Origin of the sequence: Blautia hansenii, assembly GCF_013304445.1 — a bacterium.
GTDB lineage: Bacteria > Bacillota > Clostridia > Lachnospirales > Lachnospiraceae > Blautia.
The window spans coordinates 1-26767 of record NZ_JAAITA010000028.1; the positions used below are offsets into that span (position 1 = coordinate 1).

28 protein-coding genes and 3 tRNA genes are annotated in these 26767 nt (G+C 37.1%); 3 read left to right on the forward strand and 28 right to left on the reverse strand.

Annotated elements, in window-relative coordinates; all coding sequences use genetic code 11:
* Positions 1 to 51 precede the first annotated feature (51 nt).
* The 15 genes from G5A70_RS13970 to G5A70_RS14040 form a co-directional block, all read right to left on the reverse strand.
* A complete protein-coding gene (locus G5A70_RS13970; RefSeq protein WP_226840009.1) occupies positions 52 to 1317 on the reverse strand; it encodes a radical SAM/SPASM domain-containing protein in 1266 nt (421 codons plus the stop codon).
* Entirely contained in the window at positions 1307 to 2413 is a 1107-nt protein-coding gene (locus G5A70_RS13975; RefSeq protein WP_117843956.1) for a radical SAM/SPASM domain-containing protein, read from the reverse strand. The genes G5A70_RS13970 and G5A70_RS13975 overlap by 11 nt, the downstream gene beginning before the upstream one ends.
* 11 nt (positions 2414 to 2424) lie before the next feature.
* Positions 2425 to 3426, reverse strand: coding sequence for a S8 family serine peptidase (locus tag G5A70_RS13980; RefSeq protein WP_118309291.1), 1002 nt, complete (start codon positions 3424 to 3426; stop codon positions 2425 to 2427).
* Positions 3423 to 5105 carry an ABC transporter ATP-binding protein gene (locus G5A70_RS13985; RefSeq protein ID WP_117843954.1) on the reverse strand — a complete coding sequence of 561 codons (1683 nt, stop codon included), beginning with the start codon at positions 5103 to 5105 and terminating at the stop codon, positions 3423 to 3425. Before G5A70_RS13985 ends, G5A70_RS13980 begins: the two co-directional genes overlap by 4 nt.
* Positions 5095 to 6258 carry a radical SAM/SPASM domain-containing protein gene (locus G5A70_RS13990; protein WP_054350812.1) on the reverse strand — a complete coding sequence of 388 codons (1164 nt, stop codon included), beginning with the start codon at positions 6256 to 6258 and terminating at the stop codon, positions 5095 to 5097. The genes G5A70_RS13985 and G5A70_RS13990 overlap by 11 nt, the downstream gene beginning before the upstream one ends.
* A gap of 153 nt (positions 6259 to 6411) precedes the next feature.
* Entirely contained in the window at positions 6412 to 7254 is an 843-nt protein-coding gene (locus tag G5A70_RS13995) for a zinc dependent phospholipase C family protein (protein ID WP_226824568.1), read from the reverse strand.
* Positions 7255 to 7394: 140 nt separating this feature from the next.
* On the reverse strand, positions 7395 to 8732 hold the full coding sequence (locus tag G5A70_RS14000; RefSeq protein WP_114002298.1) for a sensor histidine kinase: 1338 nt from the start codon (positions 8730 to 8732) through the stop codon (positions 7395 to 7397).
* A gap of 1 nt (position 8733) precedes the next feature.
* A complete protein-coding gene (locus G5A70_RS14005; RefSeq protein ID WP_054337522.1) occupies positions 8734 to 9444 on the reverse strand; it encodes a LytR/AlgR family response regulator transcription factor in 711 nt (236 codons plus the stop codon).
* Positions 9422 to 9784 carry a helix-turn-helix domain-containing protein gene (locus G5A70_RS14010; protein ID WP_054337521.1) on the reverse strand — a complete coding sequence of 121 codons (363 nt, stop codon included), beginning with the start codon at positions 9782 to 9784 and terminating at the stop codon, positions 9422 to 9424. The genes G5A70_RS14005 and G5A70_RS14010 overlap by 23 nt, the downstream gene beginning before the upstream one ends.
* Before the next feature lie 113 nt (positions 9785 to 9897).
* Positions 9898 to 10953, reverse strand: a complete 1056-nt coding sequence (locus tag G5A70_RS14015) for a radical SAM protein (protein WP_054337520.1) — start codon at positions 10951 to 10953, stop codon at positions 9898 to 9900.
* Positions 10954 to 11018: 65 nt separating this feature from the next.
* Entirely contained in the window at positions 11019 to 11174 is a 156-nt protein-coding gene (locus G5A70_RS14020) for a hypothetical protein (RefSeq protein WP_054337519.1), read from the reverse strand.
* 99 nt (positions 11175 to 11273) lie between these two features.
* Positions 11274 to 11999 carry a LytR/AlgR family response regulator transcription factor gene (locus G5A70_RS14025; RefSeq protein WP_226824573.1) on the reverse strand — a complete coding sequence of 242 codons (726 nt, stop codon included), beginning with the start codon at positions 11997 to 11999 and terminating at the stop codon, positions 11274 to 11276.
* 10 nt (positions 12000 to 12009) lie between these two features.
* Positions 12010 to 12192: a hypothetical protein gene (locus G5A70_RS14030; RefSeq protein WP_005342250.1), complete on the reverse strand. Its 183-nt coding sequence runs from the start codon at positions 12190 to 12192 to the stop codon at positions 12010 to 12012.
* A gap of 184 nt (positions 12193 to 12376) precedes the next feature.
* Complete coding sequence (locus tag G5A70_RS14035) at positions 12377 to 12565, reverse strand: helix-turn-helix domain-containing protein (RefSeq protein ID WP_054337518.1); 189 nt, start codon at positions 12563 to 12565, stop codon at positions 12377 to 12379.
* A complete protein-coding gene (locus G5A70_RS14040) occupies positions 12562 to 13008 on the reverse strand; it encodes a sigma-70 family RNA polymerase sigma factor (protein ID WP_117843953.1) in 447 nt (148 codons plus the stop codon). The genes G5A70_RS14035 and G5A70_RS14040 overlap by 4 nt, the downstream gene beginning before the upstream one ends.
* Positions 13009 to 13403: 395 nt before the next feature.
* On the opposite strand from G5A70_RS14040, the gene G5A70_RS14045 reads away from it, so the two are divergent.
* Positions 13404 to 13754, forward strand: coding sequence for a helix-turn-helix domain-containing protein (locus G5A70_RS14045; protein WP_004223831.1), 351 nt, complete (start codon positions 13404 to 13406; stop codon positions 13752 to 13754).
* A 143-nt stretch (positions 13755 to 13897) separates the two neighbouring features.
* Here G5A70_RS14045 and G5A70_RS14050 read toward each other — a convergent pair whose 3' ends face one another.
* The 10 genes from G5A70_RS14050 to G5A70_RS14095 all read right to left on the reverse strand — a co-directional run bounded on the left by G5A70_RS14050 (position 13898) and on the right by G5A70_RS14095 (position 23738).
* The gene (locus G5A70_RS14050; RefSeq protein ID WP_226840008.1) at positions 13898 to 14263 is read right to left on the reverse strand and encodes a stage III sporulation protein AF; all 366 of its coding nucleotides are present in this window, start codon (positions 14261 to 14263) and stop codon (positions 13898 to 13900) included.
* Positions 14264 to 14278: 15 nt separating this feature from the next.
* Positions 14279 to 15199, reverse strand: a complete 921-nt coding sequence (locus tag G5A70_RS14055) for a ParM/StbA family protein (protein WP_114002296.1) — start codon at positions 15197 to 15199, stop codon at positions 14279 to 14281.
* Between the two features lie 190 nt (positions 15200 to 15389).
* Positions 15390 to 15806 (reverse strand): hypothetical protein, encoded by a 417-nt coding sequence (locus tag G5A70_RS14060; RefSeq protein ID WP_054337515.1) that lies wholly within the window; start codon positions 15804 to 15806, stop codon positions 15390 to 15392.
* 3 nt (positions 15807 to 15809) lie between these two features.
* Positions 15810 to 16598, reverse strand: coding sequence for a class B sortase (srtB, locus tag G5A70_RS14065; RefSeq protein WP_226840007.1), 789 nt, complete (start codon positions 16596 to 16598; stop codon positions 15810 to 15812).
* A 46-nt stretch (positions 16599 to 16644) separates the two neighbouring features.
* Positions 16645 to 17835 carry a CHC2 zinc finger domain-containing protein gene (locus G5A70_RS14070; protein WP_173681705.1) on the reverse strand — a complete coding sequence of 397 codons (1191 nt, stop codon included), beginning with the start codon at positions 17833 to 17835 and terminating at the stop codon, positions 16645 to 16647.
* Positions 17836 to 17901: 66 nt separating this feature from the next.
* Complete coding sequence (locus tag G5A70_RS14075; RefSeq protein WP_173681704.1) at positions 17902 to 18834, reverse strand: hypothetical protein; 933 nt, start codon at positions 18832 to 18834, stop codon at positions 17902 to 17904.
* Positions 18835 to 18923: 89 nt separating this feature from the next.
* Positions 18924 to 21167: an ATP-dependent RecD-like DNA helicase gene (locus G5A70_RS14080; protein ID WP_173681703.1), complete on the reverse strand. Its 2244-nt coding sequence runs from the start codon at positions 21165 to 21167 to the stop codon at positions 18924 to 18926.
* Positions 21145 to 21546 (reverse strand): DUF4406 domain-containing protein, encoded by a 402-nt coding sequence (locus G5A70_RS14085; RefSeq protein WP_004223852.1) that lies wholly within the window; start codon positions 21544 to 21546, stop codon positions 21145 to 21147. The genes G5A70_RS14080 and G5A70_RS14085 overlap by 23 nt, the downstream gene beginning before the upstream one ends.
* Positions 21546 to 22583: a YqaJ viral recombinase family protein gene (locus G5A70_RS14090; RefSeq protein ID WP_004223854.1), complete on the reverse strand. Its 1038-nt coding sequence runs from the start codon at positions 22581 to 22583 to the stop codon at positions 21546 to 21548. Before G5A70_RS14090 ends, G5A70_RS14085 begins: the two co-directional genes overlap by 1 nt.
* A gap of 12 nt (positions 22584 to 22595) precedes the next feature.
* Positions 22596 to 23738 carry a hypothetical protein gene (locus G5A70_RS14095; protein WP_059085259.1) on the reverse strand — a complete coding sequence of 381 codons (1143 nt, stop codon included), beginning with the start codon at positions 23736 to 23738 and terminating at the stop codon, positions 22596 to 22598.
* Between the two features lie 734 nt (positions 23739 to 24472).
* On the opposite strand from G5A70_RS14095, the gene G5A70_RS14100 reads away from it, so the two are divergent.
* Together G5A70_RS14100 and G5A70_RS14105 are read left to right on the forward strand one after the other, a co-directional pair.
* Complete coding sequence (locus G5A70_RS14100) at positions 24473 to 24673, forward strand: helix-turn-helix domain-containing protein (protein WP_243148421.1); 201 nt, start codon at positions 24473 to 24475, stop codon at positions 24671 to 24673.
* Positions 24674 to 24771: 98 nt separating this feature from the next.
* On the forward strand, positions 24772 to 25707 hold the full coding sequence (locus G5A70_RS14105; RefSeq protein ID WP_173750140.1) for a hypothetical protein: 936 nt from the start codon (positions 24772 to 24774) through the stop codon (positions 25705 to 25707).
* Positions 25708 to 26251: 544 nt separating this feature from the next.
* Here the strand turns inward: G5A70_RS14105 and G5A70_RS14110 are convergent.
* The 3 genes from G5A70_RS14110 to G5A70_RS14120 all read right to left on the reverse strand — a co-directional run bounded on the left by G5A70_RS14110 (position 26252) and on the right by G5A70_RS14120 (position 26624).
* Positions 26252 to 26323, reverse strand: a tRNA-Cys gene (locus tag G5A70_RS14110).
* Between the two features lie 36 nt (positions 26324 to 26359).
* Positions 26360 to 26432, reverse strand: a tRNA-Asn gene (locus G5A70_RS14115).
* Positions 26433 to 26552: 120 nt separating this feature from the next.
* Positions 26553 to 26624, reverse strand: a tRNA-Glu gene (locus G5A70_RS14120).
* Positions 26625 to 26767 lie beyond the last annotated feature (143 nt).

Below are 26767 nucleotides of genomic sequence, written 5' to 3' on the forward strand. Positions count from 1 at the left end.
TTACCATACATTATCCTCAAAATATATAGTAGAGATTTAATTTATTCTATACTAGTTGGCTTCTCCCTCCCATTTTCTCTTTACCTTCTCCATATACTCAATATAGATTTCTAAATTTTTCTTTCTGTTTTCTTTAGCATCATAGTAAAACAGCACATAATTTAATACTGCTTTTAAGAAAATGCACCGGTAATCATAAGGTTCTTCTGATGCCATACAACGTCCACCACATATATAGCGGTAATCACATTCTTTACATATTTCTTTATTTTCAGCACAGAACAATCTCTTAATTTCATCTTTTTCCAATAAATTTTCTAATTTCTGTAAAATTTTCTGTGGCTCATCGGCCAGTATATTTCCCATTCGAACCTGGTTCTGCTCCATACACTGACACATATAAATATCGCCTTCTGGGAAAATTGCCATAACTTTTCCATAACCCCCACAAGAATTTCTTACCTGAATTCTTTGATAAAAGGCTCCCCCTATTTTTTTATTCTCGTATCCCTGTTTCAATATATATTTTGCTATCTTCAGGTTCATATCAAGATGTTCCATATCTGTTAAAATTTCAGAGTTTTCTTTCGCCCTACCCACAGATGAAACAATATTAAAAAGAACATCAATGTCATATTTAGCAGCTATATCAATCAATCGATATAAATCCACTTCATTGGTTTTCTCATAAATAAAACTAAGGACCACCTTTATTCCAGCTTGCTGACACATCTCGATATGATTAATTAGCTGCTGCTCCTTTTCAGGCGTTCCAAACATGTGCATGGTACTGAAATCAATTTCGTCTATATATCCTTTGAGTTGTTCTGTTAATTCTTTGGTGATCACAAGACCATTGCTCTGCAGTGTTATGGGGCAAGTCAAACCATTTCTTAATGCTTTTGCAATTTCCACAATTTGATCTTTAATCAGTGGCTCTCCACCTGTAAGAATCATTTTATGTGGTTTATTTTTCTGAAAGAACGGAATCACCTTATTCTGTATATCCTCCAGCTTAAATTCTTTTTCTGGACGAAGCTTGTCGTTTGCACTGATCGCACAAAAATCACAATTCATATTACATTTCCTGGTTACCATCAAATATACCGTATTGATTTTCTCATGATTCTTCTCTATTTCTTTTACAAATTCAGTTTGCTGCTCCCATACAGGGAATAACTTTTCCTGAAACTCTGGTTTATCTAAATTGTCTGCAAATCTTTTACTTACCCCCAGGCAGACTTTTCCTACCGGATCAATTAAAGCCACTTTTTCTCCCTCAGTTATCTTAATAAACTCATTCATCTTACTTTCCATGACGTAAATATCTCCTTTCATATTCTTGTTTCAGCTTTTCAAGCTGTTTTTCAGTTAAGTTTGTTTGAATCAGATGGTACATCCACTTCGTCACTTCACAATTCACTTTTATAGGTTGATATACATTTTGGTGAATTTCATAATTTGCCACCTGACAGCCTCTTGTTTTACAATGTCTAATGTATTGACATTTTTTACACATTGTATCCTCTTGATCCTCTAGGTAAATAATCTCTCGAATCCTCGGAACATCCAACCCGGCTTCTACAGAACCGATTTTAAATTCTGGAAGTTCCGCACAAGTATAAATCCCACCATCCGTTGTTACATAGCAAGTTGTCAAACCTGCCTTACATGCGTAAAATGGACATGGAATCAGGAAAGATTTCAGATATTGTTCCCAAAGATTCCAAAAGATTACTTCTTGATTTTTTTGTATATGTGCTTTATATAAACCAAATACCTTCTCTATCTGTTCTCGTAATCCCTGTATCTGCTCATCACTCCAGGAGCAATAATAATCAATTCCCGACTCTAATTTTTTAATTCCTAAATCAAGCAAAAACTGGAAACTTTCTGCATAATATTGATAGTTATTACTTGTCACAACACTGGCTACCGAAATCTGATTTCCTGTTTCCTGCTCATATTTTCTCAATAACGGAAGGTTCTTCATAATTTTTTCAAAGCTTCCGGTTCCTGCATAATCTCTCCTGTTCAAATTCTGAACATACTCAGGACCATCTAAACTCACCTTCACCTCAAATGTATTTTCCACAAAAAAATCAATTACTTCATCTGTAACTAACGTTCCATTTATCGTAGTACTGAACTTGCATATTAAGTTTGTTTCCTGGCATTTTTTCTTCGCATAATCTACCACATCTTTCATCAGATTAAATGCCATAAGGGGTTCCCCTCCAATAAAGTAAACCATAAGTGTCCGATCATGCTGTTTATTTGCTTCATGCACAGCAATATCGATTGCCTTTTGAGCCGTTTCTAAACTCATGTATGTATTTTTCTTCTCGCCCAGATAGCAGTAAGTACAATTCAAATTGCACTTATTTATGATCTCTAATGACAATGTATACATTTTCCTGCCTCCTAAACTGTAAATTGGTTCAAATTTCTATTTGTTTTCTTCTGGAAATCCAATCTTTCCACCATATTAAATAAGGGATATCGCAAAATAATTTCTGTCTTCGGATTTTCCATGGCATATACCCTGATTCTCTCTTTATACTCACATATTTCCTGATAATTGTTGTGATCAATAAATAGCACCGGATACTGTTCTGCTGTTTTTATATTTCTCAATTTTTCCATTCCACTTTCAAAAGTATCACATCTCTCTGTTCTCGTTACTTCCCGTATGAAACGCTGCTCTAAAGGTTCTTCTATACGGTTCGTTAGAAAATAACACTGTTTCTGCTTCAATGTTTGATATGGATAATAGTGATTCAAAGTGTTGAGAGTAAACTGTAAAATTGCCTGTTCATATTCATCCTCATAATTGCTTAAATACCCTGTTATTACAGCACACCCAAAGCTATTGCCCTGATAAAACTTAGGAATGCCTAAATGATAAAGAGAAAAAAATTTAGAGGAAAAAATCACATCCTTTCCTATCCCATCATATTGGAAAACCTGTAAAGGATTCTCTATGTCCAGGCATCTTATTCCCATTACAAAAGGGAAGGAAGCCGGATAGGTTGCTTCTACTTGCTGATTAGAGTATGCTGCCACAATCAAAATCCCCTTTTCTGTAGCTGCTCTACATACCTCCTCTATTTCTTTGTGATATTTGTACTCATCTCCCATACTCATATTAATTATGTCTACCTGTTCCTCTATCAGTAATTCAATACCTTCTATCATATCCAGAACCGTACTCTTTTTGTTCTTCCTCACAATGGGTACCAGAACAATTTCAGCTTCTGGGTTTTCCTTTAAAATAAAAGAACAGACATATTCCGCATGGGTAAATCCAAAGGCATCTTTACTGTATTCCTGACCTTTCCACTTGCAGTCTATTTTTACAATTTTCTTATCCTGAAAAAAAGGATTATCAAAAGATCCATTGGAATCCAACACACCTATCCTCACTTTTCACTCACCTGCCTTATATGTAGCTTCTCCAAATCCACAATAATATCTGCTTCTCGCAATTCTTCCAGATTGTGCGTAGAAAAAATAATAATTTTCTCCCTTGATAACGCATGCAATAATTGATAAAAACGCCCTCTTCGTTTTTCATCAATATTTGCTGTCGCTTCATCAAAAATCAGAATTTGTGAATTTTTCAAAATATTCCTCATAATATCTAAACGCCGCATTTGTCCTTCTGAGAAATTGCATGGATCTATCTTTATCTCGGTATCCCATACCATTTCTAAAGTATGGATTTCATCATACAAATCCAAGCACTTTGCCACTGTATCCATTTCTTCTTCCGAAACAATATGTAGTAATCCCATATTCCGTCTTACCGTATCATTGAAGAACTGTGTACGCTGCATAACATATCCTGTATTTTCCCAATAGCTGTTAATATCTAATTCCTGCAAATCTGTGTTATTCACAACTACTTTTCCTTCTGTCGGTTGATACACACCTGTTATAATTTTGAACAGAGTGCTTTTGCCTTGTCCACTTTTTCCATGAACTCCGTAAAGAGTGCCTTTTTCGAACTTCAAATTGAGCCGGTCAAATACCTTCTTATTCGACTCTGTATAAGAAAAGCTCATCTCTTCTAAGGAAATGTTGTTAACTGTTGTTACTTTCTCTCCATCTCCTTGTTTCTGATCCGGATACTGAAGCAAACCATTGATATCCTTTAAGGAAACTACGGCTGTATGATACTCGTTAGCAAACTGTGCGATTCCAATAATAGGATTCATAATAATTGTCTGGTAATTCATCAAGGCCATAATGGTACCTATGGTCATATTTCCTTTAAATACTTCTTGTGCACCGACTACCCAAATTATGACTGTTCCTATAAACTGAATCACGAGTATCGTAGATGTATTCAATATGTACAACAAATTCTGGCGATTCGTCTCTTTTTTGTATTTCTGATTTTTCTCAAAGTACATATCATGCACATATTGCCCACATTGAAAGAGTCTTGTAATAAACCAATTATCATAGGTGTTTGTCAGAACATTGGTTATGCTGTTATATCCTTCCAAAACTTGACCACTGGTTTCCTGTATCAATTTCCCCAGGATTCTACTAATAAAAGGAACACTGACAAGTAAGATAATATTGGATACGGCAATCCCCTTATGGATAGAAAACATATATGGAGGAACAACCACCAGGATAACAATATTGGAAACCAATGTGATAATACTTGTGATTCCACATTGTTTCACTGCTGAAACATCTTTATCTACTTTCAGCAAAATGTCACTTAGCTTTATCTTCTCAAAAAAATTCACGCTTACTGTTGATAATTTATCTTCTACCTTTTGTCGCATATCTGCTGCTATCTCTTCCGAAATAACAGCCACGATATAACGCTGTACATAATTCATAAGGTAGTTCAGCAGTAACATGCCCAGGAACACCACCAGAAGGAGCATAAACGCAGATAAACTGGTACTATGTGGATTCCCCAAATCATCTATCACTTTTCCCTGCAGCTCCGGACGCACCAAAGAAACTCCCGCCGTTAACACAATCGTTGCTATTGTTAAAATATAGGAAGGTAGTAACTTTTTCTTAAAAGCATACTCTTTTAAAAATCCAAGATATGGACGGCTTTCTTTACTTTTCATCGCTTAACCTCTTGGCAATCTTCTCTCCGAACTCACTGAATTTTAAATCTTCCTCCTGGATATAGTCTATATACACTCCTAATTTTTCTCTAACTATTTCAATCGGCTGCTGTAAATAATATTCAAGAATCTGCACCATTGCCTTATAAAAGATATGTTCAAAAATACACTCTGCATCCGATGGTACATTAATCTTCCCTGTATTGATAAAATTCATATATCCGCATTTCATACCATGACAAAAATCTCGGATTGTGCATCCCTTGCACTTCGGATCGGTTTTATCAAAGTTCGACATTGCTATTAATTTTGCCTTTCTTATATCAACGCCTTCCTTGATATTACCTATACAATATTTTTCATTACTTGTAAGAAATCCACATGGATATATCTGACCATTCGGAAAGATCTTGAAATTTCCAATTCCGGCATCGCACATGCCAAAGCAGTTCCCAAAATCACACAACATATTAAACATTTTTCCATCAAATTGATCTATAGTAAAAACTCTGCCCGCTGCTGCCTCAGCCAAATAGTACCGCAAAATTTGTCCCACCTGCTTTTCAAATTCTGCCTTCAGCTCATCACATATTTTTAAATATACATCCATAATCATACAGATGTTATCCAATCCATGCTCATGCAGGTAACAGATATTTTCGAACATATACGGAATGGTATTTTCTGTGACCGTCATTCTTACAGAAAAATTCAATCCACTATCCTTTACCTTCATGATATTCTCAAAAATTTTTTCATAGCAAGAAACTCCATCTTTCGCAACTCTGTTCAAATCATGGGTTTCCTTATTCCCATCAAAACTAAGGCGTACTGTAAAATGATTTTCTTTCATAAATGCAATGAACCGATCATCCATCATGGAACAGTTGGTAGTAATATAATACTTTACTTCCCTTTCCGGATAATTATCTTTGATATAGGCTACTGCCTTGTAAATTAAATCTTTCTTCAGCAAAGGCTCACCGCCCAAAAAATCAATCAAGACTTTCCCTCTATCCCCATAATTCATCATAAACTCCAAAGAGTCCACAAGTGTTTTTTCATTCAACTGATAATGGTTATGGTAGTCTTCATAACAATACTGACATTTAAAATTACAATCTGTTGTCATATATAATGTGAAATTATACATATCTGTCTACTCCTTTCTTGAATATACTAAAAACAATTTTAATCAAATTCTCCTATCTCGCCATATATTTTGATTATTTTGCGTATTTTAGTGTCTAAATGGCATAAAAAACAGGCCTCGATATTCTTAATACCAAGACCTGAAAAACTCTTATTAATAGATTCCAACTTCTTTTCCAAATTTATACATATATTGAGTTACCGTCTGTATAGCATGCTGCACAGATTGTCTGCCTGCACTATCATAGGAACTTTCCTTTTGAGCATCCGCCGCAAGCCCTTTCGCATGTTTTGCTGCGGAATACATCAAATCTCCTGTTGATGTATTTAATGCGGTTGTATATACGGATGAGCCAAACGAATTTCCTGCTATTGTGTAAGATTTACGGTTTTTATCAACATATTTTTCAAAAGCGGAATGATTGCTGTTTACTGCTGTCAAGTTCGATGCATGATGCGGTTCATTTAAGTCTGATACATAATGGGTGCCTTTTCCTAAGTTTGACATAGCCAATTGTACATCTCCTGCACGATACGCATTTACTGCTGCCTGAAAATATGACTCTGCTCTTGTCCTAGCTGTCGGAGATTTTTGACCAAGCCAGTTTTTTCCAGTATCAGGATCATAAAAGTGTCCTGCAAAAGTTCCTGCATCTGTTTCATTTCCAAGTTTATCCGGCCAGTCGGTTGCCTCCATAAGAATAGATGAGTTCAGCTCACCATTGAATGCACTATTTCCTTTATCATTGCTCAGAATTTTAAGTGCGTTTGCAACAATATACTGATGTGTATGATCTACCCCACCAGACGAAAATCTTTCATCTGGATTTGTGCCATGCTCAATCGGAACTCCTTCCCCGTAAAGTTCATCAGAACCATTCGCAATATCCTGCACTTTCGTTGGAAGTTCTGGTTGTTCCGCTGCCATAACTGGCATCGTTCCCAATAAAGCCCCCACTGATACCATGGCAATAAATAGTTTCATTTTTTTTCGCATACCCATGCCTCCTCTTCTTTTTTCTTTATTTTACATCCTGCTTCAAGAAAAAACATATAATTTGTTTAGTTTGCATTTTTTATGCCCTGCCTGGACCAATAAAAATGGCACTTATTTTCCATAAGCACCATCTTGTCACACTATATTTCTATCGGAATAATCACAGAAACAGAAAACATATCATCTAAAACACTAAATGATACTTCTCCTCCATAATCTTTCACCACACTTTTAATATTTTTGACACCAAACCCATGATTTTTCTTATCTTCCTTTGATGTTTCCAGTGTTGCATTTTCTCGCAGATAACGTACTTGTGAATCTCTTAGGCTATTTTCACATAAAATTGACAAGAACCCCTTTACTTTTTTAGCCTTTAACTGTACTAAACACTCTACCATAGGATTTTCTTCTTTCATTAACCGGCATTCTCTTAATGCGTTATCTATTGTATTCGAAATTATGACACATAAATCCTCATTTCTTATCTGTCGAAACTCTGTAAAATCGGCAAACACCTTAAATTCAATTCCCTTTTCGATAGCCTCCAATCGTTTCGTATGAAGCAAATTATCAATAAAAGTATTCCCTGATTTATAGTAACTTTGATACTTATTTAATTTACGTTCAATACCATTAATATACTCTATTTTTTGTTCTGGCTCTATATTTTCTTTCAATGCCTCCAAATGATTTTTTATATCATGGGAAAGCCTGCGGATATTTTCCATATCTTTCGATTGTTTCATATAATAATCATACTGCAAGCTCATCTCACTTATTTGAAGCTTTTTTTCATTTTCGATTTTTTTTACATTTAAGTAGTTCTCCAAAATCACTATGTTACAGACAGTTCCTAAAAACATAACAATAGGAACTATTGATATTGTAATAACTGACCATATGTTTCCAATAATTACCTTTTTATCATTATATAGGTTATCGGTACATACTGCCATAACTATAATATTAAGCAATAACGGGATGAAAATTGTCATCACATTAATGCTTGATAAATGCGGTGGAATTCTTTCTATAATTTTCTTTAATGTCAAACATCCGGCAATAATAACACTTTCTGCAATTACCATCATCACCACTTGGTATATTCCTGGTAATTCAGCTAATACTCTATTTCCACTATATGGATATAGGAAAATACTGCTTAGTAATTGCCCTAATAACGAAATAGATAAGAAAATACTGCCTATCAAAATACAATATTTCATATTCCGTTGAAATAAAAAATGTCCTATAAACATGACAATAATCACAATCGTAATATAATTATAAACGATATGTATGGATACCCCATTCTCCATTACCCGCACCAGAAAAATACTTCCAATGCACAAAACATAGGAATACCAATTTTTCTTTCGATACTCTTGATTGTTTTTTCTATCAATCAACAAATATGTAATCAGAAAAATATTAATTATTGAAAAAAGATTCTTTATAATACTCTGTGCATACACACTATACACTTCCTCCCCGTTCTGCCATTTTTTTCATTAGGTTTTGTTTTCTAGACCGTGTAATATAAATTTTAGCTCCGGAATAAAGTGTAGTGGTAAGATCATGTAATGATTCAATACAATCGACATTTACAATAATACCATTATGACAACGTACAAAATAGTATTTTTCCAAGCGTTCTTCTAAATCTCTCATTTTAAAATATCCATCTTCCTGATTTCCATTTCGTAGATGAAATAAAACCTTTCGTTTCACGGTTTCAATGTATTCTATATCGGAAAGAAATAGTTTAAAGTATCCTTTCTCATTCTTTACTGCTATGTATTTTTGCTCATATGACTCTAGTTTTCTTAATGCTCTATTCATTTCACAATTAATCTGTACTTGTGTAATTGGTTTTGTAATAAAATTTTGGACATCATACTTATATCCAACCCCTAAAAATTCATTATGAGATGATACATAAAGAATAATTGATTTTTCATCATGTCTGCGGATAATATCCACCAACTCCATGCCATCCATCGCAGGCATCTCTATATCCAAAAAGAAAATTTGGAATTCTTCTTTTAAAGATTCCATTAACTGCAACGGCTTTGTATATTTTTTTATACAAAAGTCCTTACCATTTTTCTCTGCATAAATTTTTAGCATTTTTTCAACTGTATCTACAAAATATTTTTCATCATCACATATCGCTATTTTTATCACTCATATCACCTATCTGCTTCTTCAGCATATTTTCCATCTGTGCTTCATTTAGCCTTCTTCCCATCAACAATAACGTAGCTTTATTTATCTCATCTAACTTTTGAAAAACATCCCATAATTCTTCAATTTGACTTTTACACAAATCACTATTATCTCCATATACCAAAACATCTATTGGTATGTCAAATATATTTGCCAGTTTCACCAATAAGCTACAGGGAATATTTTCAATATCTGCCTTTTCAATCCTGCTGATTGTCTGTTGACTCGTACCTAACTTTTCGCTTAATTCTTTTTGAGAAATCCCCAATTCCTTTCTCTTTCGCCTAATTATATTCATTTTCACCACCACATCAATATAATAAAACACTTACTACCAGTCACTTCATAAGTTGGTATTTATAATAAAAATAGCGTATTTTTACCCATATTTCAAGTTTTATTTTCAAAAAATTATAATTGAGGAGCATATATCTCCCATAGATTCCTCTTTTTCCTTTCAAAATAACACATATCAGGATTATGTTCACCTACTGTTCCACTATATGCCAAACTGTTCATGATGCAATTTTTGCTTTGGCACTTCACAGCAAAGCTGCATTTTGAACACATATTACCTTCTTTTCCTATTTTCCTCAATCTTTTGATACATTCCTTAGACAATCCATTTTCAACATCTCCAATGCACCCACTATCTTCTAAATTTGCCGCACAACCAAAGATTCTCCCATCCACCTTTATATATATTTGAATAAGACCTACACCACAAAATCCTGATTCTCCATTATTTTCTCCGTATTTCTTCAAATCTAAAATTGGTCCCCAAAGAAATGCTTTTCCTGCTTTTTTCCTTTTTAAATAGTAACGTAATACTTTTTCCCATTCATCAGCCAAACCATCCAACTGATCGGTTGTCCATCTATTCATAACATCAATAGAAGAATCCACTATGCTAAAATTTAGATTTTCAACTAAATGGCAAACAGATTCAAATGTTTCCCCATAATTATTCTGTGTAACAACATGTGCTGCCTGAATATATTGCTTGGTTCTCTTCTCGTATTCTTTGAAATACATACAGTTTTCAATAATATTAGAATAACTTCCAACACCATCAATCCTCTTTCTGTTTTTATTATGGGTTTCCTCATCTCCATCAATACTTACTTTTAAATGAATTCTATATTTAATCAGCCATGCTAAAATCTCATCATTTAAAATAGTTCCATTTGTCGTGATAGAATATGTCACTAAAATATTTCTTTTTAATGCCTGCCCCTCTATATAATCCACCAAATGCTTTAAAAATGAAAGACTTAAGAGTGCCTCTCCACCTACAAAATCCACCCATAATCTTCGATCTCTATGATTTTCCGCATTTAAAAATGCAATTTCCAATCCTTTGTATGCTATCTGTTCGGACATCTTTTGGTTTGTCTTTCTTCCAAGATAACAATATGTACAACGTAAATTACATATTTGGTTTACTTCTAAAGTAATTGTATACATATACTTTCCTCCAAAAAAGAAACCGCACAGACTATCATATCCGATAGGCTACACGGTTCTTTGTTTTAACTAGCTTCATTAATGTATGCCCCTGGAAATGGCCATGGGCAATCAGTTAAACATCTCTGCGTTCTTTCAGAACATCCGGTATAACTTTCTATTTCTTCCTCTGTTAAATCCAGTTCTTTTACGAACTCTTCTGTTGTTTCAGTATTAACCATGTTTTTTCTCCTTTCTGTTTAGTATATGAGGACTATAATCCATTTTTTTCCATACAACAATATTCTTTGTATAAATCAACATATTTTTGACATAGATTTTCAGTTTTCCCATTTTCCCACATATCTAGCTAATGCTCTCATGAACTCTTCTTTCTTATATTTACTTATTGGAATAGTCTTTAACTTCTGAACTTTATCTTTGATTAACACACTATCTTTCTTAACCCCTTCAACATAATCAAAATTGACCATATAACTATTATGACAGCGAAAAAATTGCTTTTTGCTTAAACGCTTCTCCAGTTCACTCATTCTTTGGCTACTTTGCACATCTCCATGAATTGTATGTAAGATCAACAGCTTGTTTTCTGTTTGTATATAGATTATATCGGAAAGTTGCAGCGTAATCAATCCATCGTGACATTTCAAAAATAATTTTTCCTCTGCATTCAACAATTTCTTTTTATATATTTTGTTTAAGATATTCTCAACTTTTCTATACAGTAAAGGTTTTGATAAAAAATCTTCTGCCGCAACTTCAAAGCCTTTCCCTGCATTAGTGATTGTATAATAAGAAGTACAAAAAACGATTGAAACATCAGTATCACTCTTCCGAATCTCCTCTGCTGTTTCAAATCCATCCATTTCAGGCATAGACACATCCAAAAATATAACATCAAACTTTCGTTTCTGATAATTCAATAATAACTGACTGCCACTTCCATACGAAGTAATTTTGACTTCTACATGATTTTCATTTCCATATTTTTCGATATAACTCTCCATTTTTTTATTATAGTCAATAATATCATCACATAATGCCACTTTAATCAACTTATTCCCTGCCTTTCTCGTGTGCTAATAATCGCTGGATCAAAATGTTGATGGTTAATTTATTTTCTTCACACAAATTTCTATATTGTTTTAATAATTTCCATTCTTCCTCTGTTACTTTTTCTATTTGCTCCGTACCATTTTCTTTGCACACTATTCCACATTCTTTTTGGTTCATCTCCATCGAAATTTCCTCCTACTATTTTTTACTATATTAGGGGATTTTAGTTTATCCCGTCTAGTATTCTTGTTTCAATTGCGTTTTTTATTGCCTAATTGGCAATTATAATTATGTAATCCATTTACTAAAAATGGCAGAATATGCTCTAGGGAGGTGTATGGATTATACCGCTACACCTCCTATAATTCTATTCTACATCCCTAAAATACCGTATGCACTTCAACAATTCTGCTGTCAATTCCTGGTACAGATCTTCATCAAAGATTCCATCTACCAAGGCATTTTTAATCAAGAGTGGTCGGTACATTTCAAATATTTCCAGAATAGCATCTTCATCCCCTTGTCTTGCCCGATATAACAATTCTTTAAAATTCATGATTTCTTTCCTCCCATTCTCTTTCGTATTTTGCGGATAGCCCAATAATACGCACCTTTACAGCGTTCTTCCGTCATCTGATTTAAGATGCTCATCTCCTTAAAAGTACGCTCCTCAAAGACATGCTGATAAATAAGCTTCCGTTCTTCTTCCTGCAAAGAAAACATGGCTTCTATAAGGCTTATATCCGTCATTTCGTTCCACTCTGGATATATCCCCTGTGCTTCTTCCATAAGCAGTTGTTCTTTCTGTTCCAATTCCAGCCTTTCCTCTGGAGAAATATCCGCATCTGTATATTCTTTATCTTCCAGATTTTCCTCTGCAAATAATATTTTCTGCTGCTTTTCCAGATACCGAAGTCTTTTTCCCCTTATAGATGCCAGCAAGTAAGCAGTGAAATAATTTCTTGTTTTAGATCCATTATATTTTTGTTCTTCTTTCATTTTCTACCTCCGAAATTTGAAATCAATAAGTTTCCAAATTTCAGAGGTGGAGATCTGCATCTGTGAAGGATATTTTTATTTTGGTAAAAGAAAACGCCGAACCACATTTCTTCTGGCTCGACATCTTTCTTATCCCATGCATCATCCTGCACGGTGACTTCATATATTAACGCATATACTGCATATAAATAACCCTTTTGGCACCCCTGCAAAAGCAAGATTTTTTTGACGAATCATTACACAAGTGCCTTGTCTTTCCTTGCAACATAGATGCTCCTCCCTTGTAGGTTCTCCTGCCCCGCAATTCACATTATATTGCGTATCTTCATGCACTATAATGCGTTTCTCTTACTATCAATCTACGATAAAATAAAACAATAAGTGAGGTGATGCGGATGCTGATGGATACCGTCAAGAAAAAATTAGGCTATATGGTAAGAAGTGAAAGAGAAAGGCGTGGTCTGTCACAATCAAGACTTGCAGAACAAGCCGGTGTGTCCACCCGGACCATTTCTGATATTGAAACCTGTAATGGCAATCCGGAACTTGCAACTTTAATCCCAATCGCTCAATTTCTGAATATTTCAATTGATGCAGCTGTTCAGGATGAACGAAAGGAACCGGACACTACTACTTATCAGATTATGAAAGAACTGCAAAACTGCTCTGAAGACGAGCGGCAAATTGCCCTACGCACCTTGCGTGGGCTTCTTTCTGCATTGAAAGAAAAGGATCCACTCAATTAAGCCTTTTTCTGACAATATCTGACTTTTGATTATACGGATGAAATCTGTGAGAAACCTGTGCGAAATCTGTGGGGTTCCTGTGAATTGGCATAAATGTGCAACAAAAAAGAAGCACTCAAAATCCGATGCTTCTTTTTTCTTTTCTATCTATTTCTAAATGCACTCATTGCATCTCTAACGCTTTTGGCAACTTCAGGTGCAAGGACAAATTCAGATACCTTCTGTTTCTCTATTTCTTCTTCCACTTGAACATTCTCCTGTTTTGAAGAATAGTTCTGCATTGCTTTTTCCACTTCTTGCTTTACCAATTCCAACATCATAATCTGCAAAGCTTCTTGGTTCAATACAGCCCCTTTTTCTGTACTGCCGCCATCTATATGAGCAACCACTGCTGATGCAATTAAGTCGGCTTTATCCCTTACGGAATTTAAAATCTCTGCCGCACGTACATGTGTCGGCTTTGTTTTATCAAATCCAAGTGTGAATTTATAGGGATTCTTTTTCTCCACATTTATCACACTCCTCTACATAATCTGAAACAGTCTGTCATATCCTTTGGCATTGGCAGAAATATCCTCAATAAAGGTATATTTCCCTAGACGGTCTGATTGTTCCAAGAAATGGCTCAATAGCTTTGCCCCGCCTCCAATAAATACCGTATATGCTGCTTTGGTATCTATGCCTCTTTCTCGAATACTGTTTAGCAGATCCTTTACAAAATCCTGCACCATACTTTCTGTCATACGGACTACAGCCTCTTCATAAAACTCTGTGTTTCCCTGAAGGATACTATCAATATCACTTTCCTCTAACAAAATATCATATTCACTGTTAATCCCGGAAATAATCTTGTTATACATGGTAATCACGCCTTTTTCCATGGAATCACAGGCTTCCATATCCGGATTACCTTTCCGCATCAGAAGATAGTCTGTAGTAAATCCTCCTATATCAATTCCTACTACTTTGGGAATCTGCTGCAGCTTTTCAATCATAGTCATCATAGCCGCATAGTCCTGTGGAAATGCCATTACCTCTCCAATGGTGATATGATATGTACTACCACAGTAATTGATATCATGGATTTTCCCTTGCCTTTTAAAATATGATTCATACCGTTCACAAAGTTCTGCATAATGCTTGGGTGGCAGCCCAATCGGAAGATCCACCTGAATGACATCCTCCGGCTGAATTAGAGGGTTTTCCTCCAGCTCTTTTACGATTGCAAATAGAGTAAGGATAAAAAACCGATCATCCTGCGTTTTATCTCTTTGATAAGGAATCCTATTTTCACTCAGCACATAATACTTTCCCTCATAGAACAGGAACTTTTCCCCTCTGGCAGGCTTTTTATCCTGAATGGTAAGCCCTGTCGTAAATACCTGGGAACAGGTTTTCATATTTCTATTACCATGGTCTACCGCAATCCGAACTTTTTTTATCATAAAATCATCTCTCCTTTTTTTCTTTATACTTCTCTTGTACGCAGAACTTCCGTACAAAGCAACTTTTTTTCAAAAAAATTCTGTCTGCGGAATTTTGCCACAGACAGATGCTTTCTTCCTATACAATGATTTTTAACATTCATCTTTACCTACTATACATTTCCAGTCCTCATTTGAATTATTTCTCTTTTTAAAAATTAATCTGTTCTGCCTTTTGAGGCAAAATCTTTTTAAACAGTTCCATATAACGTTCATATCCGGCTGTAATCAATGGACCACGAAGCGATGTTTCTGACCAAAGTAGCAGTTCTTCTTCCTCTGAATAATACGGAATATTACTAACTGTAAATTTCCCGCCAAAATAATGGGGTGTACTGACTTTCAAAAAATCCTGCATATCCTGCTTTGTCGATACCAGTGGCAAACCTTCCATTTTTCGCACAAAAAAAGCCTCTACCACATCGGGTAAGAAGCCTTTCTTTAAATAAGCATTTGCTCTGCCAAATATTTGGGTTAAACACTCCAGCCGTACTTCTCTTTCTTTTTTGCTGCAAGTTGTATCCAGCACAACCTCTGCCAATGCCTTCGCATATTCAAAATCTAACATCTGTTATTCCTCCATTTTTATTTTCTGTTTCAGTTTTCCATGTACTAAATAGCGATAATCCTTTCGGGTATTTACACAAGTTGATAAGGTCACCACCTGATCCTCCCTGGTAACTGTCGTCCCTGTGTTATACTCAGCACTTCTTTGTAGTGTTTCCAGAAAAACTTCATAGTCCTCAGAAGTAGGAAAATCATAAGTATATGCTGGATGATCCGTCGGTGCTGCATAACAGGAAAAAATCTGATACTCATAAATATATCCTGGCACATACATATAAAAACAGGGATAGTTTCGATAAAGTGCCTGTGACTGATACTGATCCAGGGTTCCAAACATGCTCCCATCCTTCATATTATGCCCATAAATAATGGAATTTCTGTCTGATAAATCCTCCTGGTTGTGAAAGTCCATAAAAATACTGCCACTTTTATGATTTTCTCCTGTAATCAGGTGATGCAGATAATAGTCATTATCCCTCCCCTGGACTACCGGATAACTAATTTCCAAGCCAGGAATCTCAATCCATGCAATGACATCTGGATTGATTTCTTCCAGCTTGTTAAAATCCACCTGTAGGAATCCCTGCTCTGCGACCTCCTCTGGTGTTTCCCCGGGAACCGCTTCTGGTGACAGGTCTTGATCCTCTATCTTTTGCGTAAACTCTTCCATCTGCTCATAGACTTTTTGACTTTCCTGATAATTCAAATAAATTTGCAGTATCCTTCCTCCTGCAAATAAAAAAACAGCAATGGCTACAAGCATAAATATGCCGTAAATTTTCTTTCGTTTCATCGAATCCTCCTCTTCCATAAGACCGGACAACTTGCCCGGTCCATATTCACCCCGTATTTTTCAATACATAGTAATAATCATCAATTCCTTTGATCTGCCCATTCCACTCACCATAAGAATCCATGTCCCAAACCATACGGCTCATGGAAATAGACAATCCACTACAGATTTCATACACCTTTCTACAAGCGTTCTGTAGAATCTGCCGTTTCTGCATCTTATGCGGACAATAAAAAGTGGCTGGTTTACGTTGACAGGCATCACATTTCTCAGAATCCCCATCACAATATACCTTCATTTTTTTATCCATATCATAAGCTTCATATAGGTGCTGCAGATGCCTGCTTTTCAGCGTTTCCAAAACTGGCTTTAAATTTCTGTACTGATTCACACCAGCAACGCAAATGAACGTATCTCCAGATAAATAGTGGGCTATCGTACCTTTTAATGCACCTTCTGTTAAATAAATCTGTTCTGCGTCCAGACTTCCTATGACATGTACCGGACTCCCTGATGATACTCCATTTTGGAATTTCACACTGGAAAGCCAGATATACTTCCGTCCCTCCATTACCTGATCCAACCGTATCTGAAATCCTTGTATTTTTCCTTCCATGGATCGAATAGGTATCAAAATCCCAGAATTTTTAGAAGTAAAATTAATTGTCCATTTCCCATCGTGATCTTCATAAAATCCCGGCACACCTTTTACCGTCTGTCCGGATTCCAACAGTTTTTGTACCATATTTTTAATTCCAAACAACGGTACACTACGATACCTCTGTATCTTGATCTGTTCTTTCGTCAGCCCTCTTTTTTTAAGATCTTCCTGATGTTTATCATTTAAGGTCAATAACGACAACATTTCTTGATATGTTCGGTCAATGACATCTGCATCCGCCAACTCGGCATTAAAAATTTCTACAGGCTCTTCTTTATGAACCACCTGATAATCCGTACGGTATTCCCCCTTTCCCAGAGCTTCCCGGATCTGTCGGTTTGCCTCTGCACTGGAAACACCATGCAGTCTTCCGTATAATTCCAGCATTCCGCCGGAAGCATCACACCGATTACACCGGAACACATTTTTCTGAAGATTAACATTCATTTTCCCTTTTGTTTCTCCACAAAATGGACAATTCACATCCATTGACGAAGAATTTTTATGCCGTACTCTAAGCTGCAGTAAATGCACGACATCTGTGATATCGTAGCTAAAGCCTGACATATCATACACTCTATGGTTCCTCCTTTCTTCCACAGCCTTTATTGGCTGTGGAAAGAATGTTAAGCCGGCTATTTGCTATGCCTTTGCAAGAATTACTCTGGCTGCCGCCGGTATGAAATGGTTCTGTCCATGATACTGTTCTGCGAACCATTGCAAGCTGGAAGGACTTTCTATTGCAACCTGTCCCATGGTTTTTCCACTAAATTTTCCCTGTCCTGTTACGGCTACTTGTATTGCCTGCTCATAACTCATCCATTTCACCAGTTCTTCCACTGGCATATTGGGATCCAGAGATTGCGGCTTAGAAGGCATCTGCTGCATAACTGGTACAGATCCAGTTGCCGGACTCATTACCGGATTTGTCATCTGTCCTGTACCCGTTACCCCGCCAATCGTATTTCCATTGGCTTGTGCTTCTTGATAAAACTGTTCCATCATCTGCTGCCCCGGAGTTACTTGAGGCGGAAATGATGGCATGGTTCCTGCTGACTGATTGGGAGTCTGCTGCATTCCTGGTGCAGGGGTTTGTGCTGGCATCGCAGTCTGCATCTGTGTTCCCTGATTTACAGGAATTCCTGCATCTACCTGCATTGGATCATTTCCTTCCCCTACATCAGCAAATTGCAGGCCATACCCCGCATCTGCCAAAGCTCGCCCAATTGCCGCTGTTTCTGCCATTTCAAGAAATTTATCCCCAAACTGTGTATCTGCTGTACGAAACTTCTGTGAAAAGGAATTGGCAATATAATTATCTTCCTGATCACACTTATCCAGATAAATTCTGGCTTCTACGACTGCCATATTTTCGGTAAAGTGAACAATCCGGCTGATAATCTTGCCTGTAGGATTTACCAGACGGAACCACAGCTTCCGATATTTCACATCCAGATACCGTTGTTCCTCCTGCCCTTCATTAGAAATAACTCTGGCAAGTTCCAGAGGATAAAATCCTTCCACTTTATTCAGTTCTTCTACTGCTTTTGACTTGTTATATAATAATTCGCTCATTGCCTGCTCCTTTCTTTGGAACCGGCAGGACATCCCTTCATAAAGTAATAACCTGCCAATTCTCAACATTGAACTATTTTGCTATTTTTTTACACAGCCCGGTTGCAAATTGTTGTAGGGATCCGTCTGTTTTCCTGTCTCTGATACCTTTCACAATACTGTTGTATTTTTACTGCCAGCATCGTCTTTCTGGTTCCCGTATCATCTGTGTGGATTGCCTGACAAACGGCTTTCCATTCCCCAACAATATAAACACGCTGTTTTGCCCTGGTGATTCCCGTATAAAAGATGTTCCGCTTCAGCATGGGATAAAAAGCTTTTAACCACGGAATGATGACCACCTGGCACTCGCTTCCTTGGCTTTTGTGTATGGTTATGGCGTTTGCATGTTCAATCATTTCCACCTGCTCTGCCTCATACTTCACCCTGCGGCCATCTGTAAATACGATTTGAACCAGAGGGTTATTGTCCTCATCTTCAGCAATCTGTACCAATGTACCCAAATCTCCGTTACTGGCAAATTCTGTATTCTTGTTTTGAAGGATTCTGTCACCTTCCCGAAATATCTCACCGCCAAGATGAAGCTCCCTTTTTCCGGATACAGGGGGATTTACCTCGTCCTGCAGACTGCGGTTCAGTTCCAAGACACCGGCTGCACTTCTCACTTTATATGGAGAGAGTATCTGTACTTGCTCCATACCATACATCTGAATTTCCTTGAGATAGATATTTTTAACAATTTGTGCCGCCGCATCTGCTCCTGAACATTCGACCATCTGGAAATCATCCCCCCATTGCAGGTTTGTCTTTCCTTCATTGATAAGTTGAGCATTTATGGGGATGTTGCTGTCCTTCCCCTGGCGATATACCAGATTTAAAACAGTAACCGGTATTTTCCCGCACAAGATAAGCTGCCGGAACACATCCCCAGCTCCTACTGAAGGAAGCTGATGGACATCCCCGACCAAAAGCACCCTTGCCCCTGCCTTTATCTTGTAAAAAAATTCATAGGCAAGGTGCATATCTACCATAGATACCTCATCCGCATTAATAAAATCTGCGGATAGTTTATCCGTAAGTGCTTCATAATCACCGTCACCAAAAAGCCCCAGTGCCATGTGCATAGTAGTTGCATCTCCATTTCCAGTACTCTCTGCCATTCTCCTTGCAGCACGTCCAGTCGGTGCCATCAGTTTGACTTCATTCCCACATTTTTTCTGATAGATATACAAAATGACCTTCAAAACCGTTGTTTTGCCGGTTCCAGGTCCTCCAGTAATAATGCAGATCGGGTTTGCAAAAACCATACGCACTGCTTCTTTCTGCTGTTCGGATAATGTTATGTTTAAATCCTCCTGTGCTTCCTCCAGTTCCTTTTCAATCGTAAGAGCTGGAATTTGCTCGTGCAATTTTCTTGCAATCATAGAGGCTGTATCCTCTTCTTCCTGATGCTGTTTGGTAATGTAAACCCTATTCTCTTCTACTACGATACTGTCCTGCATGACCAGACGATATAACACTTTTAAAATCTCTGTTTCCGTCACCGGCTGAAGATCCGGTTCTTTATTCAGAACCTTCAATGCATCTTTCACCAGAATTTCCTGCTCCAGATATAAATGTCCGTTCTGCTTCATGGCTTCCCGCAACACATAGCTGACGCATCCGGAAATACGCATAGGATCATTTGTTGCAGCACAGCACTGCCTTGCAATGGCATCCACAGTGAGAAAACCAAACCCTTTGACTGAGCAGAGTATATAAGGCTGCTTCCGAATGATTTCTACGGATTGATCCCGAAACTTCTGAAGAATCATATTTGCTTTTTTAGGCGTAACATGAAACGGTGATAAAAAAGTCATCAATTCCCGGAATACTTTGTTTTTTCCAAAAGAATCCACAATACGGTCCAGTTTTTTCTGAGATATCCCCTGAATCTTTAATAATTCCTGTGGATACTTTTCCATTACCTCCAAGGTATCCAGACCAAAACGATCGACAATCCGTTCTGCCGTTTTGGGACCAATTCCCTTTAAAGAACCACAAGAAAGGTATCCTAAGATACCTTCCCTTGTTCTAGGTACAACTTCCAAAAAAGTTTCTACCTTGTATTGTGTTCCATGGGAATTTGTCTCCCACTCGCCTTCCATTTCTATTTCGATTTCATCCGTAAGAGGCAGGTCATATCCTTTTGCAGTAAACGCAATGATTTTTTTGTCTGCCCAAAATTTATCTCTGGCAGAAAGAGGAACCTCATGATCCAGCGTGGAAAATAATGCAACCGTATATCCGTTTTCCTCATTTTGAAAAATCTTACGTATATATTTGCACCTCATCGTCTATACTCCTCCAGTTCTCTACTTTCATCAATTCGCCTGGTTTCATCTTGGAATCATACCAATAAACGTCCTTTCCTTTCTCGAATGCTGTCTGAATCTCTCTTCTCATTCCTTCGCTAATGCAGGAGCCACAAATAATTAATACTTCACATAAATCCAGCATCAAAGCTCCAATCTGCATTGCAGTCTCACGCTCTTCTGGGATACGGTCATCCAACATTAACGGAAGATGAGCATGTGAAGCAAAAGTACGGCAATGATACAGCCGTTTCATCTGCATGAGATAGTATTTTGCCAATTCCATATTATGCTGCACTCCCTCTGGATTCCGGGCAGACAGCGGAGAACAGATATATGCCTTTTTTCCTTGTAACATTATGCAACCTCCTTTTTAATCCGGAAAATCCTGCTTTCTGTAGTGCTTGTGTATTCTTCGTAGATATCCGGATGCTGATTTTTCAGCTTCTCCATATTTTCTTTTCCAATCTGGGTGCGTATCGTAGGATTATAAGTAATCCGGTAACGGAAACTCCCATCCTCGATCACTGCCTTACACCCTTGTCCAAGAAGCTCGACAAACGGTACACTCAATGCACGTTGTTCCGCTTCAATCTCCTTTTTTCTCTTTTCCAATTGGGATTTTTCTTCAGATAATTTGAGATATTTTTCAAGACTGCGTGATTCCAAGCTAGATATGCTGATTTCAGGAATTGATTTGTCTGCGTAACCATTATATTTCCGGATACTAGCCAAAATGAGATCTGGCTTTCCGGAATACGGTGGTTCTATTTTCTTCTCCACATATTCCTCCCAGAAGTATTTCTCCTGGTCAATGAGTTCTTCTTCCTCCATTCTATCTCGTTCCAGACACCGGTAAACAAATTCATTTTCATTGTTTCCATAAAGGCAAGCAATATATGCCTTATTCATATTCATGACTGCAAGATAATGACGAACCTGCAAAACATAGTTTTCAGGAATCCCATCATCTGCCCATTTGTCTTTTGCATTGTAATTACAGGTTTTACATTCCAAAATCCCAATGCTGCCATCTGGAAAACGGATAAAGTAATCCACATCCGCTAACATAAACGGATATAGCGGATGCCGGAACATTTTTCGTACAGGGAAAACTTCAAGTCCAGTCTTCTTGGCAAAAATCATGGCAACCAAATCTTCCAGGCGGTGTCCCACTTCTTTCGCTACCCAGTTTTCTTCCTCTTCTTCGATTACTGGCGTAACACCAATTTTATCGAAATACAAATCCCTGATTGTCGCAAATGGGGATAAACCCATGATTGCCGCTGCATCGCTTCCGCCAATACCAAGACGCCGGTAATCCAACCAATCTTCCCGGCTCAAATCTGCTGTATCTACAAGAACTTCCGGCTGATAATTTAATGCTGTATTCATCTCATTTCCTCCTTATAATTTAATCGTTCCATATACATCAAACCCTTTCCAGTCAAAGGCCAGTGTTTTTGCAATATCTTCTTCCAATTTTAAAATCCGTGGTGCAGAAAATCCTTCACAAGCAGCAAAGAATGCAGCTTCGTGCATGGCAAAATAAAGATCATGAGCTGTGCATGGTTCTTCCCCATATTGTCCCACAAAAAGCTCTACTACTTCGTTTCGGATTTTCTGATTGATTTTGAGTTCCTTCATAATCAGATGCAGACAGTTTACAGGGTTTTGGATATCTATATCCATCAAACCAACAATTCCTTTAACCGCTTCCTGATAACGGGAAAAAATTTTGTCCAGATTATTCCGGAAATCCTGTAAGGTTGCCCCTCTATCATGTGACAGTTTGATAGGACTGCCCAGGTTAATGACACGATTACTGGTTTGTGAGAGCATCATGGGATACAGATTCACACCACTTACTGCTACATCAGAAGTAGTCAGGCGCAGTGCAGGAGCAAGGCTCTTATCCTCAATTCCATGATCCTCCAAAGCCTGGTGATAAGTATCCAAAAGTTCCTGATTTCCTCCTAAAGTCCACATAGCAGACACAATGGAATGGTCAAAACTTCCAGATCCCTCCAGATACGTACTTCCCTTAAAATGTGCTTTCAGATAATCACTTGTCATATTGAAGATTGTCTGCATATCCAGTACACAGTAATCATGATCATCACCGCCATGTACTGCAGATACTTTTCCATCTGCCACCTTGATTAAGGCATCTCCTTTCGCTACCTGAAGACAGTAGTTTACTACCTTTGCATAAGTAGCTTTCTCCAGTTTCTTTAATCCTGTTCCATTAATGCCGGCTCTTTTCAGAATTGTATGGATAGCACAGTCACGAACCGGATAAAAATCCTTGTTCACTTTTAATACCAACTGGGTATTCTTTTCTGTATCCTCTACTATTCCTTCCAGTTCTTTTTCACAGGCTTCTTCAATGGTTTCTGCCTCCTTTTCCAATGGAACCAGTTTTAGCATCCTGGTAGGCTTACGAATCCACTTGGACTGCTTTGCCCTCTCAGCCAGAAATTCCAGCATCTCCGTTGTACTTGCAAATGTAGTGCAAAACTCATCTGCATAAATCTTTGTTTCTTTCATGTGTGTACCACCTTTCTTAAATTTATTTATCCATAAACAGCCAAAGCTGATTGTGGCAATCCTGCCTTTCATTAGGGCATAAAAAAAGAATGAAAAGTGAAGTATTCCTTCGCTATCCATTCTCATATCCCTGATAATATTACCGAAAAAACAAAAGTGCCGCTATTGCCCCATAAGGACAGATAGTGACACTTTATACAATCATAAACAACTTATGCGGAATAAGCAGCCTTACTGCTCTCCTTGAGTCTTCGGATTTATACAAATCCAAAACTCCCCCTATGGGTACGCATAAAATTAACTATAGCAGTATAGTAGCACATGATATAGTATATGTCAATCTTCATGCACAATATATTGTATGTTTTTAAATACTATGCTTTGCATATATGACTTCAATTAAAATATTGAAATATCACGTATCCCACCTCTCTTTTTTAAAGTTTATAGAAAAATTTTTAATAAAAATTACATAATCTGTTCAATCTGAAAAAATCTCAGTTAATTACTTAATGAAATTGTTAAGACAAAACCAAGTCTTACGCTATTGTACCTTGATAATTTTATACCTTATCAGGAAATGTATATAGGTGCTGCAGATAGTGTCGCATAAATGCACGCCTGCAGCTTGATGATTACATAGTAACACCTCATACGTGCATGAAACATGGCATAGGAAACGGTTTCCTGATATGTCTACCCTTTCATTAATCTAATTTATAGAGGTGATTATATTGAGTGAAACAGACAATCTCTTTAAAGCATACTCCGTTCAGGAAATAGCATCCATGCTCGGCATTGGAAAAACAAAAACCAGGGAACTTCTTGACAGTGGAATTCTTCCAGTTACAAAAGTTGGGCGGCAATATTTTACTTCACCAGCTTCTATTCAGGAGTTTCTCAAGAAAAACATAGGAAAACAAATATTCTTTTAGGCCCTTTAGAAAGTTATTGTCAATCAGGCTTGGCTATATTAAAATAGACCTTATACCTGATTTGGCATGAATATCTCATTAAAGAAAGGGAACTATTCATGGCGAGAACAACGAAAGGTACACAACAAAAGAGAAGATCCAAAGGGGATGGATCACTATTTCCAAATAAGAGAGGAGGATGGACTGCCCGATATAGAAAAAAAGGGCTACCGGACAAGGAGTTTAATGCTCCTACCAAAGGAGAAGCGAAAGCATTATTAGATGACTGGAAGATAAAAGTCGCAATACAAGACGCAATTACTTCAAACATCAAAGTACAGGACTATGCGAACAAATACTTATTCCGCAAAAGTCTCATGGTTGAAGCTGGCAAATTCAAACAAACCAGTCTGGATCGATTAGAAAAAACATACGAAAATCATTTAAAAGATACGGATGCTTTTAGCAAAACATTTTCTAATCTGACTGCTGATGATATTACAGCAACGATTAATGCCAAAAAGGAAATCCTAAGTTATTCATCATTAAAGAAAATTTACTTATTTTGGTCTGCAATGATTAAAACAGCAATTTCTCTCGGCGAACTGCCAAAAAACTTTTCTGATATTTTAAATCGGGTGATAATGCCGGAAGAATCCGTTCTTCCTGTAGAAACAAAGGAAATCTCAATCATCCCACCAGAACATGAGCAGATCATAAAAGAAATTGCAATGGAACCCAGTCCAAATAAAAATGAACGCTATTTGTATAGATATGGTCCTGCCATTGTATTCCTTTTAAACACAGGTTTACGTGGTGGTGAATTGCTTGCATTAGGTCAAACTTCTATCGTGCCCTTTTTAGGACGGCGTGGCATTAAAATCACACATACTCTTAGCAGGGTTAAAAACAGAGAGGCCGGTTCCAAAAAAAAGACTAAAATGATTTTGACTCCTCCAAAATACCCAAATAGTTTACGGACTATTCCATTAAACAAGGAAGCTGAATTTTCACTATCATGTATGATGGAGCTATACGATAAAGAAAATTTGTAAGCGTGCTGAGATTCCAGAATATAATCTTCATGCACTACGGCACACTTTTGCAACAAATCTGATCCGGCAGACTCACAATATGGGAGAAATAAAGGAAGCTGCTGAAATCATTGGCGATAACTATGAGGTGATCATGCGTACTTATGTTCATACAGACAGTGAACGTAAGGTAAGTTTAATTGATGCTATGATTGCATAAATCATCCGCTTAACAGAGGTAATGGTTGTCTACAGTATGATGGCACAGGCTGTTACAACCAAAATTCTGCCACCTTATCGTCCACCTTACGAAACGATTTTACTTGATTTTATAAGGTTTTTAACGGTTTTTGGCGGACATATCTATAAATATTAAAGCATGAAAACTTATATTTTAGAATTAATTTTTAAAAAAAGGGAATTGGATTATGGAAAAATGGACTTGTAGAAAAAATTGTGAACTTTTTCTTTCCTATAATTTTGCCACCTTATTTTTTTAGACAGAATTATAGGATTTTGAAAAAAGAAAAAGCCTCGAAAACCTTGATTTTCTGGGCTTTTTAAGAGGCGCAGACCGGATTTGAACCGGTGAATACTGGTGTTGCAGACCATTGCCTTACCACTTGGCTACTGCGCCGTATTTAGTTATTTTGCACAATTATTGGGTTTGTAGCTCCCCCTGTTGGACTCGAACCAACGACACTGCGGTTAACAGCCGCATGCTCTACCGACTGAGCTAAGGAGGAATATTTATCTTATTCGGCTCCCTAGTTTGTGGTGTTGCAGACCTTTGCCTTACCACTTGGCTATGGCGCCATATACTATATTATACTTACATATTTATAAAATATGCAAGTATTTTTAAATGACTCCTACGGGAATCGAACCCGTGTTACCGCCGTGAAAGGGCGATGTCTTAACCGCTTGACCAAGGAGCCAAATGTTATCTACACTATACCTTCAAAACCGCATACACAAAACCAAACCAATTCCAACTTACCGTTTCGCTTAGCTTTCTAAGCTATTAGGTCAAGCCCTCGACCGATTAGTAGCAGTCAGCTCCATACATTGCTGCACTTCC

Bases quoted from the DNA above. Each gene is read 5' to 3' on its own strand.
- G5A70_RS14040 (WP_117843953.1), bottom strand. From the start codon at position 13,008: ATGAAAGAAGAACAAAAATATAATGGATCTAAAACAAGAAATTATTTC.
- G5A70_RS14095 (WP_059085259.1), bottom strand. From the start codon at position 23,738: ATGAAAGAAACAAAGATTTATGCAGATGAGTTTTGCACTACATTTGCA.
- G5A70_RS14105 (WP_173750140.1), top strand. From the start codon at position 24,772: ATGGCGAGAACAACGAAAGGTACACAACAAAAGAGAAGATCCAAAGGG.
- srtB (WP_226840007.1), bottom strand. From the start codon at position 16,598: ATGAAACGAAAGAAAATTTACGGCATATTTATGCTTGTAGCCATTGCT.
- G5A70_RS14060 (WP_054337515.1), bottom strand. From the start codon at position 15,806: ATGTTAGATTTTGAATATGCGAAGGCATTGGCAGAGGTTGTGCTGGAT.
- G5A70_RS13975 (WP_117843956.1), bottom strand. From the start codon at position 2,413: ATGTATACATTGTCATTAGAGATCATAAATAAGTGCAATTTGAATTGT.
- G5A70_RS14055 (WP_114002296.1), bottom strand. From the start codon at position 15,199: ATGATAAAAAAAGTTCGGATTGCGGTAGACCATGGTAATAGAAATATG.
- G5A70_RS13990 (WP_054350812.1), bottom strand. From the start codon at position 6,258: ATGTATAATTTCACATTATATATGACAACAGATTGTAATTTTAAATGT.
- G5A70_RS14080 (WP_173681703.1), bottom strand. From the start codon at position 21,167: ATGAGGTGCAAATATATACGTAAGATTTTTCAAAATGAGGAAAACGGA.
- G5A70_RS14020 (WP_054337519.1), bottom strand. From the start codon at position 11,174: ATGGTTAATACTGAAACAACAGAAGAGTTCGTAAAAGAACTGGATTTA.
- G5A70_RS13985 (WP_117843954.1), bottom strand. From the start codon at position 5,105: ATGAAAAGTAAAGAAAGCCGTCCATATCTTGGATTTTTAAAAGAGTAT.
- G5A70_RS14035 (WP_054337518.1), bottom strand. From the start codon at position 12,565: ATGAATTTTAAAGAATTGTTATATCGGGCAAGACAAGGGGATGAAGAT.
- G5A70_RS14010 (WP_054337521.1), bottom strand. From the start codon at position 9,784: ATGAATATAATTAGGCGAAAGAGAAAGGAATTGGGGATTTCTCAAAAA.
- G5A70_RS14085 (WP_004223852.1), bottom strand. From the start codon at position 21,546: ATGTTACAAGGAAAAAAGGCATATATCTGTTCTCCGCTGTCTGCCCGG.
- G5A70_RS14045 (WP_004223831.1), top strand. From the start codon at position 13,404: ATGCTGATGGATACCGTCAAGAAAAAATTAGGCTATATGGTAAGAAGT.
- G5A70_RS14075 (WP_173681704.1), bottom strand. From the start codon at position 18,834: ATGAGCGAATTATTATATAACAAGTCAAAAGCAGTAGAAGAACTGAAT.
- G5A70_RS14030 (WP_005342250.1), bottom strand. From the start codon at position 12,192: ATGGAGATGAACCAAAAAGAATGTGGAATAGTGTGCAAAGAAAATGGT.
- G5A70_RS14090 (WP_004223854.1), bottom strand. From the start codon at position 22,583: ATGAATACAGCATTAAATTATCAGCCGGAAGTTCTTGTAGATACAGCA.
- G5A70_RS13995 (WP_226824568.1), bottom strand. From the start codon at position 7,254: ATGCGAAAAAAAATGAAACTATTTATTGCCATGGTATCAGTGGGGGCT.
- G5A70_RS13970 (WP_226840009.1), bottom strand. From the start codon at position 1,317: ATGGAAAGTAAGATGAATGAGTTTATTAAGATAACTGAGGGAGAAAAA.
- G5A70_RS14015 (WP_054337520.1), bottom strand. From the start codon at position 10,953: ATGTATACAATTACTTTAGAAGTAAACCAAATATGTAATTTACGTTGT.